Annotated in this window: 10 protein-coding genes; 2 read left to right on the plus strand and 8 right to left on the minus strand. The window is 41.8% G+C overall.

Annotated elements, in window-relative coordinates:
* Positions 1-80: 80 nt before the first annotated feature.
* The 3 genes from AC6I3O_RS26135 to AC6I3O_RS26145 form a co-directional block, all read right to left on the minus strand.
* Positions 81-926 (minus strand): carbohydrate ABC transporter permease, encoded by an 846-nt coding sequence (locus AC6I3O_RS26135; RefSeq protein ID WP_497853343.1) that lies wholly within the window; start codon positions 924-926, stop codon positions 81-83.
* A 4-nt stretch (positions 927-930) separates the two neighbouring features.
* A complete protein-coding gene (locus tag AC6I3O_RS26140; protein WP_497853344.1) occupies positions 931-1884 on the minus strand; it encodes a carbohydrate ABC transporter permease in 954 nt (317 codons plus the stop codon).
* Between the two features lie 62 nt (positions 1885-1946).
* Complete coding sequence (locus AC6I3O_RS26145) at positions 1947-3380, minus strand: carbohydrate ABC transporter substrate-binding protein (protein WP_497853345.1); 1434 nt, start codon at positions 3378-3380, stop codon at positions 1947-1949.
* Positions 3381-3650: 270 nt separating this feature from the next.
* Between AC6I3O_RS26145 and AC6I3O_RS26150 the strand changes: the two genes are divergently transcribed.
* Positions 3651-6350, plus strand: coding sequence for a GH36-type glycosyl hydrolase domain-containing protein (locus tag AC6I3O_RS26150; protein ID WP_497853346.1), 2700 nt, complete (start codon positions 3651-3653; stop codon positions 6348-6350).
* Between the two features lie 26 nt (positions 6351-6376).
* Complete coding sequence (locus AC6I3O_RS26155; RefSeq protein WP_497853347.1) at positions 6377-8788, plus strand: glycoside hydrolase family 94 protein; 2412 nt, start codon at positions 6377-6379, stop codon at positions 8786-8788.
* Between the two features lie 78 nt (positions 8789-8866).
* Here the strand turns inward: AC6I3O_RS26155 and AC6I3O_RS26160 are convergent, their stop codons facing one another.
* From AC6I3O_RS26160 to AC6I3O_RS26180, 5 genes are all read right to left on the minus strand, one after another.
* On the minus strand, positions 8867-9637 hold the full coding sequence (locus tag AC6I3O_RS26160) for a helix-turn-helix domain-containing protein (protein WP_497853348.1): 771 nt from the start codon (positions 9635-9637) through the stop codon (positions 8867-8869).
* Positions 9638-10241: 604 nt separating this feature from the next.
* Complete coding sequence (locus AC6I3O_RS26165; protein WP_497853349.1) at positions 10242-11141, minus strand: DMT family transporter; 900 nt, start codon at positions 11139-11141, stop codon at positions 10242-10244.
* Entirely contained in the window at positions 11134-11964 is an 831-nt protein-coding gene (locus tag AC6I3O_RS26170; protein WP_497853350.1) for a helix-turn-helix domain-containing protein, read from the minus strand. The genes AC6I3O_RS26165 and AC6I3O_RS26170 overlap by 8 nt, the downstream gene beginning before the upstream one ends.
* Positions 11965-12342: 378 nt before the next feature.
* Positions 12343-12909 (minus strand): GNAT family N-acetyltransferase, encoded by a 567-nt coding sequence (locus AC6I3O_RS26175; protein WP_497853351.1) that lies wholly within the window; start codon positions 12907-12909, stop codon positions 12343-12345.
* A gap of 29 nt (positions 12910-12938) precedes the next feature.
* Positions 12939-13538: a DUF1349 domain-containing protein gene (locus AC6I3O_RS26180; RefSeq protein WP_497853352.1), complete on the minus strand. Its 600-nt coding sequence runs from the start codon at positions 13536-13538 to the stop codon at positions 12939-12941.
* Between the last annotated feature and the right edge of the window lie 43 nt (positions 13539-13581).

The following is a 13581-nucleotide window of genomic DNA, read 5'->3' on the forward strand; positions in this document are numbered from 1 at the left end:
TATAAAAAGAAAGACTGCCACAGCCAGCTTTTTGTAATTCAAAAGGCTTACATATAGCAGTCGTTTTAAAACCTGTTTTATTACTCCTTTACACCGCCAAGCGTAACACCTGCAATGATAAACTTGGAAAGACACAGGTATACGATAATAATCGGCACAATTGCCACCAGAATCATTGTATAGATCTTACCCATATCAAAGTTCATATAATCGGCGCCCCGAAGTGTCGCGATCAGAATCGGAACGGTCATCTTGTCTTTCGATTGAATAACCAGAGCCGGAACGAAGTAATTATTCCAACATCCTACAAAACTGAAAATCGCTTGCACCGCAATCGCCGGTTTCATAATCGGAAGTACAATCTGGTTAAAAGTCCTGAATTCTCCGCAGCCGTCAATTCTTGACGCTTCCACAAGTGACAGCGGAAGTGACGACTGTAGATAACTGTACATAAAATAGAACACAGCCGGAGACGCAATCGAAGGCAGGATCAATGGGAGCAGAGAGTCATACATTCCCATATTCGTGATCAACCGCAGGAATCCCATTGCAGTTACCTGTGTAGGCATTACAAGAATCGCCATAATAAATGTAAATGCAACCTTCTTTAGTTTAAAGTTATATGCATACAGACCATACGCCGTTAATGCTGAAAAATATGTACAAATTGCCGCAGAGCAGCCAGAAACGATCAGACTGTTTAAGATCCCCCTCAACATCGGAAAGGTTCCGTCATTGGCGACATTAGATAGATTTTTTAACAAATAGTTTCCCGGCAATGCGGAAAAACCTTTCTGCAGGTCTGCATGCGACCGTGTCGCGTTGATGAACAGGATATAGAAGAAAAACAAACACATGAATGACAGGATGATCAGTACAATATGCGCAACTATACTCCGTAAATGACTTGGTTGTTTTGATTTCATAAATCTATCCCCTCCTTTGCTGTTTTTTCGCTTTTTTCGCCGCTGCCTTCGAACCGTCCGGGTCATCATTATTCGTCATCCGATATACAAAGAAGCACAGAATACCACTGACAATAAACAGATAGACAGACAACGCACCTGCCATACCATAATTTCTGCTCTTCAAATGGCTGTTCAGGAACATGATCAAAGTCATGGATGTACGGTCCGGAGTACCCTGTCCATTCGTCAGAATCTGCGGAACATCAAACATCTGCAGGCCGCCAATGATAGCTGTGATCAGCGTATATGCAAGAATCGGCCGTATCTGCGGCAGCGTAATGTAGAAGAACCGCTGGAAACTGTTGCATCCATCCAACTCAGACGCCTCAAATACGTCAGGACTGATTCCCATAATTGCAGCCATCAACATAATCGTTGAATTTCCAAACCACATCAGGAAATTCATAAACCCTACCAATGATCTTGTTCCCAGCGCGGAACCCAGGAAATCAATGGGCTGACTGGTAATCCCTATGGACATAAGAATAGAATTAACCGGTCCGTTAGTAGAGAACATCGTAAAAAATAGCATCGCAAATGCAGACGCCATGATGAGGTTCGGCAGATAGATAACAACCTTAAAAAACTGTGTCCCGTGAATCTTTAACCTTGCATCTACGAACCACTCCGCAAGTACCAACGCGATCACAATCTGCGGAATAAATCCTATAATCCATAAAATCAGAGTATTCGCTGCATATTTCAGCATATCCGAACCCAGAAGGCTGATATAATTTTCCATTCCGACAAAATTCGGTCCGATCTCTTTAATTCCTGAACGGTAATATTCAAAAAAACTATACCGGATGGTATCCACCAAAGGAATAAAGGAAAAAATGAAGAAACTTACAAAAAATGGAAGAATAAAAATATATCCCCATTTTGAATAGTCAACTTTTTTATGTTTTGATTTCATAAACTATCATTCCTTTCTGCTCCATATGACGCAGGGCAATCAATGCCCCGCAGTCATTTTATCTATTCCGGCCATTGAATCTCGGTAATATCAGGATAACGCTCTATGATCGCCGTCTCAAAATTCTTTTTCGCCTTATCATAGTCAACCTTCCCCTGCAGGTAATCGCTGAACGAATTCTGGATTAATTCCACACATCCCTGATCATATGCGGAAAGCGGAGCAATCTCAATATTTTCTGCAACCGGTACAAAGTATTCAAATGCATTCTGCCCTCCAAGGAATTCTGAAGCGAAAGAATCATCTTCTGCCGCTTCTTTCATACCGCTTGTTGTATTCGTGAAATCCGAATAGTCTTTTGAAATTTTCAGCAGATTATCTTTGTCTACCGTTACCGCAAGAATAATGTCTTTTACGTGCTCCGGATTATCTGTACCCGTACATGCATGTACATAAGAACCGCCCCAGTTATATTCCTGCGGAGGATTGGTAACAGCCCATACGCCGTCTTCACCGTCCCAGTTTGGATTCAAAGTAAAATCAATTCCCCATGCCGGGAACAGGAATGCGAATACTTTGGAAGCAGAACTCATCGCTTTATTCCAGTCATCGTTCCACTGGCCTTTTACATTCTTATCCAGATAACCTGCATCCAGCCACTCTTTCGAACTATTTACCCAATCCATGATTTTCTGGTCAACTTTAATCGTCGTTTCACCAGGACTTACCCATGATTCTTCAATGCTGTTGCCATACAGACGGAATGTATCTGCATAGGAAGCAAATGTATAATATCCTTTTGCTTTTAGCTCTTCTGCCGTTGCTTTTATAGTATCCCAGTCTTTTACTTTCTGACCGATTTCTTCCGGATCATCTGTTCCAAATACTTCTTTGGCGATATCACGGCGATATACTAACAGTCCCGGACAGCACTGCCATGTAGAGCCCCTCTGAACGCCATCTACATCAGAAGCTGTAACTTTCGTAAAATCATACTGATCTGCCAGATCCCTATCAGGGTCAATTCCAAGATCCTTAAGCGGTATAGCCGCATCCGCATCTGCATCCGTATATTTATTGACATAATCCGTCTCTGACAAGAAGATATCGACCTTGTCATCGGCTGAGGCGTCTGCCTGCTGCATCAGCGCCTCGTCAAGCTTTTGCTGATAGACGCCATCCTGATTGGGATTGATAATCCAGTGAATCTCCGTACCGTCGTTTAAAACAGTTACCGTGCCGTCCTTAGAAGTTTCCTTTACTTCCGGATAAACTGCCTCCACACGTTCACGAAATTCGTCATTCCAGCTATAAATATTAATAACCTTTCCTTCCTCGCCACTTGACGCACCGGCGCTTGACGAACCGCCGCTTGACGAACCGCCGCTTGACGAACCGCCGTTTCCAGAATCAGAACCAGACGACTTCCCGCAGCCTGCTGCCAGACTTGCTGCCATCGCCGCAATTAACATGATACTGACTACTCTCTTTTTCATTGATAAAACCCTCCTTTTATATTTGTGAAGCATTAGCTTCACGTTTATTGATGGATGGATTATAATATATAATTTTTTTCAGTTATATTAGAGTTCTTACCAAAATATCAGATTCATGACACATTTTAAATTTTCAGCGAAACAATGGGGACTGCCTCGCTTATTTTAGGTCATGAATCTGATATTTTTCACATGTTTTTTATTTTTTTCATATGCGATTTCCTCTATGATGTTCTTTATCTAAATATATAAATGAAAGGAGTATAAAGATTGGAGCATTTAAAATTTATCGATGAGCATGGCAGCTTTTCAATAAGGCAACCGGAAAATACAAGTTATTTATACTTTCCCCTGGCATCGGAAATGGGGCTGAAGAGCGCCGTAACGCCAAATCTTGGGGGCGATGCCAAGATTGATCAGGAAACCTTCCTTTTAGAACCAGTAAGTTCTGAAAACTTACATAATAATCGTTCCACCCGTAACTTTTGGCTGTTAAAAGACGGCGCAGATGCATATTCAGCTGCTGGAGCGTCCGCCAAGCAGGAAAGCGTCAAATTTACTGCAATGCAGGATGAAAGTGAACTGAAAGCAGGATTTATGTGGCAAACACTGACAAGATTGTCCAAAGTCCACCAATTAAAGTCTACGATTACCTCTTTTATTCCAAAAGATTACAATGTAGAAATCATGTATGTAACCGTGCAGAATCAATCGGAAGTTACGCAGGAATTAACTCCTTATGCCGCGATTCCGATCTATGGGCGCAGTGCAGACAACATCCGCGACCACAGGAATGTCACATCCATGCTGCACAGGATTGATACGAATAAAAACGGAGTCCTTATCTGCCCCACCATGTCCTTTGATGAAAAAGGGCACCGTCCCAATAAACATATTTATTATGTTATGGGGTGTATGGGTAATGGAAATGCACCGAAGAGTTTCTATCCCACTGTCGAAGATTTCGTCGGCGAAGGGGGAACCTTTACGCATCCCCGCGCCATATATGAAAAACACCCTGGGGTTACAGCGCCCGGGCATGCGGCCGGAAAGGAAGCAATGGGCGCCTTCCGCTTTGAAACCGTCTCTCTTGCGCCTGGGGAAAAAGCAGATTATATTCTTCTTATTGGCGTGGAAGACAATGAAAAAAAGATTCTTGACCTGTTTGAGAAATATAATACCGACGGCAAAGTACAAAAGGCTTTTTCGGATACAAAATCTTACTGGCAAAATAAAGTAAACGTGAAGTTCCATACGAAGGAAGCGGATTTTGACCATCTAATGAAATGGATCTGCTTTCAGCCGTTCCTCCGCCGATTATTCGGCTGTTCTTTCCTTCCGCATCATGACTACGGACGAGGCGGCCGTGGATGGAGAGATCTGTGGCAGGATTGTCTTTCTTTGCTGCTGATAGAACCTGAAAGCGTCAGTCATATGATTGCCATGAATTATGGGGGCGTCCGCATTGATGGAACCAACGCAACAATTATCGGAAATGGAGATGGTAATTTCCTTGCAGATCGAAATGGAATCTCCAGGGTATGGATGGATCATGCACTTTGGCCGTTAATGACGACAAAACTTTATATAGACCAAACAGGAGACGCCCAAATACTAAATAAATCTATTTCCTATTTTAAAGACGCTCAGACTATGCGCGGAACTGAGGTTGATGTTCTGTGGAATTCAGAACAGGGAGACAAACAACGTACTGCCCAAAATGACATCTATACCGGAAGTATTTTAGAGCATCTTCTCATCCAGCAGCTGACTGCATTTTATGAAGTAGGAGACCATAACATCTACAGACTCCGCGGAGCCGATTGGAACGATGCACTGGATATGGCGTCAGAACACGGCGAAAGCGTTGCTTTTACCTGTGCCTATGCCGGTAACCTGTTGAATCTTGCGGCAATGATCCGTCTATTGGACAGCCATTCCTCCACACATACGGTTGAATTGTTGGAAGAAATAAAGATTTTATTGGAAAACGATGTAAATGTCTTTGACGATATCGGAAAAAAGCACAAAATAATAGCCGACTACATGGGTTGCTGCAGACATACCGTCAGCGGTAAACGTATCAGCATCTCACTCTCGGCTCTTGCTGTAAATCTGATTCAAAAAGCGAACTGGCTCATGGAGCGTCTGAGATCCCAGGAATGGATTGACGGTCCGGGTGAAGAAGGATGGTTTAACAGCTATTATGATAACCATGGCCGCGCCGTTGAAGGGGTGTTCAAAGACCATGTGCGTATGATGCTGACCGGACAAGTTTTTGCTATTATGAGCGGAACCGCGGAAGACAGCCAGATTGAAAAGATTACAAGAAGCGCCGATCGCTATCTTTATCAAAAAGAAATCGGCGGTTACCGCCTGAATACCGATTTCCATGAACTGAAATTTGATATGGGGCGTATGTTTGGATTTGCATATGGCGAAAAAGAAAACGGAGCGGTATTCTCCCATATGGCGGTTATGTATGCCAACGCCCTGTATCACAGAGGATTTGTAAAAGAAGGATGGAAAGCGCTTAAGACACTTGCCGATACAGCCCTGGATTTTAATACCAGCCATATCTATCCAGGGATTCCGGAATATTTCCGTTCTGACGGACGGGGAATGTACCAGTATCTGACAGGCGCCGCAAGCTGGTTTATGCTGACGATGATTACAGAAGTCTTCGGTGTCCGGGGCGAAGCCGGAGACCTTATCCTGTATCCAAAACTTCTGGCCTGCCAGTTTGATGAAAATGCCGCCGCTTCCATTACCATTCCTTTTGCAGGGAAAAATTTTACTATTATTTATAAAAATAAAAACAGCAAAGACTTTGGAGCTTATATTATTGATTCTGCTTCATGTGATGGGAATGAACTTGCAGTAAATGAAGATTCTTTTGTTAGTCTTTCCCGAAATATGCTTACTGCATTATCAGACGGCATGCACACCATCATCATAAATCTGCTGTAAGCTCCTGAAAAGAAAGGAAGAAATATATGAAATATGGACATTTTGACGACACAGAACGGGAATATGTTATAGACCGGCCGGATACACCCGCTCCCTGGGTAAACTATCTGGGTTCTCCGGAATATGGAGCAATTATTTCCAATAATGCAGGCGGTTACAGTTTTGCAAAGTCAGGCGCAAACGGACGGATTCTGCGTTACATTTTCAACAGCTTTGACCAGCCCGGCAGATATCTTTACATCCGTGATAACGAGTCTAAGGATTACTGGTCTGCCTCCTGGCAGCCGGTGGGCAAAGACCTTAACAATTATGAAAGTAAATGTTATCACGGTATGGGCTATACCAGGATGACCTCCAGTTATGACAGGATCAGCTCGGAAGCCCGCTACTATGTTCCTCTGGGTAAATCCTACGAAGTGTGGGGACTTTCTGTAACAAATGATTCTGCACGTACCAGAAGCCTTACCTTGAGCGGCTATGCCGAATTTACAAATCATAGTAATTATGAGCAGGATCAGGTGAATCTACAGTATTCTCTGTTCATTACAAAAACATTATTTGAAAAGAACCAGATTATTCAGCAGATTCATGGCAATCTGGACGTCCTGCCAGAAGACGAGCAAGTAGATGACAAAAATGTAACAGAACGTTTCTTTGGCCTTGCAGGCGCTCCAATATCCTCCTATTGCGGTGAAAAAGAACATTTCCTTGGCAGATATCACAGCTATAGCAATCCACAGGGAATCCTGTCAGGCGATCTTGGAAATGTAACCAGCTACAACGAAAATTCCTGCGGCGCTCTTTCCTGCAGCGTTACTCTGGCTCCGGGAGAAACGAAAGACATTGCTTTTCTGCTTGGAACAGGCGGCTTTCATGAATCGTCCGCTCTTCTTGACGCTTATATAAATCCGGCAGAAATGATAAATCAGGAATTACTGGAACTGAAAAACTACTGGAATGAAAAATTAAACCGCCTGAAGGTAAATACGCCCAGCCCGGAATTTAACACGATGATAAATACTTGGAATGCTTATAACTGCTTCATGACATTTATCTGGTCCCGTGCCGCTTCCTTCATTTACTGCGGTCTTCGCAATGGCTATGGTTACCGTGACACCGTACAGGATATACAGGGAATCATTCATCTTGCGCCAGAGATGGCAGCAGAGAAGCTCCGTTTCATGCTCTCGGCACAGGTAAGTAACGGCGGCGGACTTCCCCTTGTTAAATTCACACACAATCCAGGACATGAGGATACGCCGGACGACGCTTCCTACAGGCAGGAAACCGGCCACCCTGCCTATCGCGCCGATGACGCGCTGTGGCTTTTTCCAACCGTATACAAATATATTGCCGAGACCGGAAATACGGAATTTCTAAATGAAGTCATACCTTTCGCAGATAAAGGGGAATCCACTGTTTACGAACACCTGAAACGTGCGGTTACATTCTCATTTGATCACCTTGGTCCCCACGGTATGCCCGCAGGACTTTATGCGGATTGGAATGACTGCCTTCGTCTGGGCGCAAACGGAGAGTCCTCATTCGTTGCGATGCAGTTCTACTACGCAATGACTGTTTTAAAGCATTTTGCCGGGTACATGAAGGATACGGAATATGAAAAATACCTCGAAAAAAGACAGGAAGAGACAGGCGATATAATTCAAAAATTATGCTGGGATCAGGATCGCTTTATTCGCGGATATACAGAAGCCGGAGATCGGATCGGCGCTGCGAAAGACCCGGAAGCTAATCTGTGGCTGAATCCACAGAGCTGGTCTGTCATCAGCGGACTTGCCGCCGCCGATCAGGCCGATACGGCGCTTACAAATGTCTATAAACAATTAAATACGGAATATGGAGCCCTTCTGATGAATCCGCCCTATCATGCCAATGCTTTCGACGGCGCTCTTGCCGTCATATATAATCAGGGAACAAAAGAGAATGCCGGTATCTTCTCGCAATCTCAGGGCTGGCTGATCCTGGCAGAAGCTCTATGCGGACATGGAGAACGTGCCTTTACCTATTTCATAGAAAACGCACCTGCCGCTTGGAACAACCAGGCGGAACTCCGTTGTTTGGAGCCTTACTGTTACGGACAATTTACAGAAGGACGTGCCAGCAAACATCACGGACGTTCTCATGTCCACTGGCTGACCGGAACTGCCTCGACCATGATGGTTGGATGTGTGGAGGGGATTCTGGGACTCCGTCCTGATCTGAATGGTATAAGCCTATCTCCGGCTATTCCAAAAAGCTGGACACATTTGGAAATAGAGAAAGATTTTCGCGGAAAACATCTGCATATTCTTATCGAAAATCCGAACAAGCGAGAAACCGGTCACGAAAAGCTTATTCTAAATGGCACAGAACTTGACAGTAATTATATCCCGGCCGATTGCCTTAAGGATAGAAATCATATTCAGATGATCCTCTAACCTATATAAGCGAATACCCAAATAAAGGACGCAGCATTCTGTACACTGCGTCCTCTTATTTATTTTATCTTCTGTTTTTTACATATCTTCTTGTAAATCTGTCTCAGTATCCCATTGGATCGTATGATTTAGATCCCGGTATTTCTTCGGAGTCATGCCGACATATTCCCGAAATTGTTGTATAAAATGGCTCTGTGAAGAAAAAGACAAACGGTTTGCAATATCAATCATTGAATATTCACTGTACTGTAACAGATTTTTTGCCATCTCAATTTTATGTCTGCGTATATAAGCGCTGACCGAATCACCAGTTTCTTTCTTGAACAATCGAGACAGATAGCTAGCAGATACTCCAAGCTCATCTGCTAAATCTTCAATCGTAATACGTTCTTTTATATGAGAATAAATATATTCCTTGCAAACACTGATATGTTTGGAATTCGTATCACTATGGCATATCTTACACATCTTCTCCGTATAATCCAGAACCATAGCGTCATGAAGGTTCCGTACCCCTTGTACCGTGTGTATGTCATCCAGTCTCTGGATATAAAAATCACTCATTCTGAAAGCCTGTTCTAATTCCATGCCTTTTTGTTTGCATAGACGGGTAATCATCGCTGTTGTAATAACAAAATGATATTTTAAATTCGTAACCGGATTCCTCGATAACACGCCGACTCCGTCGCTGTCCAGAAACCTTTCTTGCTCACAGTTCTTCCTGACTGCTTCCATGTCGCCGTTGGTTACTGCCTGATAGAATAAAAATTCTTCTGTTGGTTGTCTGTGCTCTACTTCATCGATATCATCTTCCGCTTCCAAGAGAAGCCATTCATCCTGATATCCCATAGTATTATCCCCTTTCGTATCATTTCTTTCTGATAATCCGAAAAGATTTTATCGAATCTGCGTCTAATTCTTCCTATGATTAAAAATCTTACGAATAATTATAACTATAAAATTCTCATTGAACAATTATAATTTTTCCTCATCATACTTTACCTGAAAAGATTATAGAATATTTTTATTCTTTATTATATTACATGAATGAAAAAAATATCAAATTCATGATATTTTTTCATTTACAAACAGACAACAGATTGCGTTCAGCACAGCGAGAATCATAGATTCTTCAGAATTGATTTTTACCGCCAAGAAATAGAACGTACATCTCTAAAATAGTCGGAACACATATCGAAAGTTCTCCACATCGGCTATGTAAGGAAAAAGAGGAAACAAAAGGGATAAGCCCTCTGCTTTCTGAGGTATTCGCCATTTTACCAATGAACTCATTGTAAGTCTTACACCCTTGTGCTAAATCAGAAAAATCAACAACTGTCAATTCAGCAAATTACGGCTCAAACAACTTTGTTCTGAATTTTTTCAGTATCTCGGTATTTCCTTTTATTTTCATCGACAACAATCACACATTTTTCATTCTCTACATTCATTTTCACTTTCCTCTTTTCCTAAATTTTAATTTACTTTCCGATAGAAACAAGCCGATTAAGGTAAGCCCTATTCCTATCGCGGCAATCCATGAAATTTTTTCCTTTAACACAATAACGGATGTGACAACGGTAATGACAGGGACTATATAAATATACACGCTTGTCTTAACAGCCCCAAGCGCCCCTACCGCATAATTCCAGGTAACAAAACAAAGGGCTGACGCTCCAAGACCTAAATAGCTAAGGTTTAGGGCATACTCTGGCTTTATAACTTTTTGCACATCCAAATTGAAATCAAAAACAAAGAGAAACGGAAGCATGAAAAGTATTCCATATGTAAATATCTTCCTTGTAGTCCCAATCGTATTCAATCCATAGCTGCTGATTTTTCGTGTAAGCAAGGAATAAACTGCCCATACCAATGCCGCAACAACCGCCAGAATATCACCAATGGGATTCAGCTCCAATTCCTTACCGTTAAAACTGATAAGGCATATCCCTATTATAGCAACTACAAAACCAACAACAAATTGTGCTTTCAGTTTTTCTTCTGTCTTTAGAAATACATGAGATAAAACAGCAGTAAAAAACGGGGCGACAGAAATAATAACGCCGACATTAGAAGCCATCGTATAAGTCAATGCTATGTTCTCAAGTAGATAATATAAACATATCCCGCATAACCCCGCCGCAGCGAATATAATCTCCTGTTTTTTATCCTTTATTTTTAAGCGTTTCGGATAAATGACAATCAATACAAGCAGACCGAGCAAAAATCTAAAAAACAGTATCTCTATCGGCGTAAAATCTGCAAGAAGTATTTTGGTGGATATGAAAGTCGTTCCCCATATCATAATCGTAACCAGAGCTGTGATATGCCCTGTGGTAGTTTTTTTATCCACGATTCCTGCCGCCCTCCTTAAAAATGCGTCTGTATGCGGCAGGCGACAATCCGATAAACATATGAAAAAAATTTGAAAAGTGGCTCTGGTCTGAAAATCCTGTCTGTATAGCTGCATCAACCGAAGTTACGCCCTGCTCCAACAATTCCTTTGCTTTGCCTATGCGAACCGTCTGAAGATACCTGTATGGCGTAACTCCTTTTGATTTGGTAAAAACACGGAGCAATGTCGATTTACTAAGACCACTGCATTTACAGAGGTCAGCAAGTGTAATATGCTCTGCAAAATGCTCTTCCATAAATGTGCAGGAATTTCCTATTTCTTCACTGCACTCTAGAATACATTTCTCAAAAGGTCGTCCATACTGCTCGACAAGCAACGAAATAAGGAGCAGGAGCATTTCTTCCTTTTCAAGCGCCTCCCCGCCGTCCATAATCATCTGATGCAAAGAATGAAGATAAAAATTTAGCTCATCATTTTTAATGACATTTTCTGAAAAGCCAATCAATACACTTTGCCCTGTAATTTCTTCCGCTAATGACAGCATCGTTTCTTTGGGGATATTCAAACCTCTGTAATCAAGCGTTCCGCCGTCGCATTGCACACAACTGTGGTTATCGTTTGGGTTAAACAAAAGGATATTTCCCTGACTTACCGTATATTCTTTATTTTTGCAGGATAAACAGCGTGTCCCTGCTTCTATAAAGCCAATCACATAGTAATTATGAAAATGATTCGGAAACTGTTGGACGATTCCCTCAAAACGATATGCTTCAAGATGTAAATCGTCATCATAACAGATTGTCCGTATTTCTTTTTGCATTGATAACACCTCCTACCGCTCTATATTATACTCAGAATGTTTGCCGATTTCTTGTATAATATCTTCATTTTGAAAAATCTCAAATATGTAAGGCAAAGGAACAGCCAGAGGCTCTCATAGTTTTTTTTAACCACATAACCAAAAGAATAGTAGATTCGTCGTTCTGCTATTTAGCTCTGTGTTCTCGCTTCAAGCCCTTCAATAATCGCGGATTTACTTGGGTATGAGGAATTATTTGTTGGCGCCGAAAAGGAACTGGCTGTATCTAAAAACAAATAATAAACTTATTATTCAAAAAGCCGTGTCAATCTTCGGATTTTACACGGCTTTTTGTGGAAAGCTATTGTCATACATTTTCTTAATATACATTTCCCAACATTATGCATTATAATACATATCGTAGACTACATATCCATTTATATCATTTAATGCGCCCTCATATACCTCCTGACACATCATACACCTTGGTTCATTCAGAGGAATTCCTTGCGTCGGATATATTCCGAACTCAGCCGACGTCCTAAATCCCACACGATGATAGAAGTGATAATCCCCTTCCACAGTAATCCCTTTAAAACCATATTCTCTCACTCTTTGAATGCCCATAGTGAGCATTGTTAATCCAATATGCTCATGCACATAATCTGCATGAACCGCAACTGGCGCCAGCATTGCTATACTATCGTCCTCGATATGGCCTCCAGTTTTCGTTCGGGACAATGGAAATCGTGAAAATAAGAAATGTCCTACAATTTTTCCATTCAATTCAGCAACAAAGGACAATTCTGGAATATAATATTTTGAATCCCTTATTTCCTCAACCAACGCAACAACGTCTACGCCGTCCGAATAATCTGTTCCCTCACGAAAAGAACGTAATATTAACGATATGATATCCTTATAATCTTTATGTGTTTCCGGTCGTATAATAATATCTTTTCTCATATTTCCTCTTTGTATGTTGAATGTTAACCTTAATCAGGTTGTTGTCCATCATGTGCGTCCCACTGACATTCCGTAAATTCCATATCGGTAAAGACCGCTTTGAACGAAGAATCTTCCGGTGAACAGGCATATATTCCAAACTGGATCTTACCATTTCCTTTTACCATATGACAAATACGCATCTGCCTAAAATTTACGCCATCCTCCGAACACTCAATACAGTAATCATCTTCCCGCCGGCTAAAACGATACCACATAGATTTTATAGAGGCGGAAATAGCGGTAGTTGCCCAGTCAGAATATCCGCCATTCGTTACAACGCTTCCCAAATGCTGAAAATCCTCGTTTTCATATTCAATGGAACCTTTCAGCCAATTTTCACTATCCAGGTACATAACAATGCCGCACTGATCAAACCGGTGATGGCTTTCGGAGAATTCAGTTTTCACTATAAAACTGAAAAACTTTTCATCAGTCTCCATTTGCAGAACCGGGGCATTGTCATTCTGAAAATGGTAATAGGTTCTCTGCCACAGGTCAGTATGCGGCGCCGTAATAATTTCCACCTTATTACTGTCAATATGATAGCTTTTTGGCTGTCGTATCCATTTAAAACATGTTGTATCCATAGTGTTCTCCTCCATAGCTTCCGTTCAATTTACATTGTATAAA

The organism is Sporofaciens sp. St.21A7, from assembly GCF_059728535.1.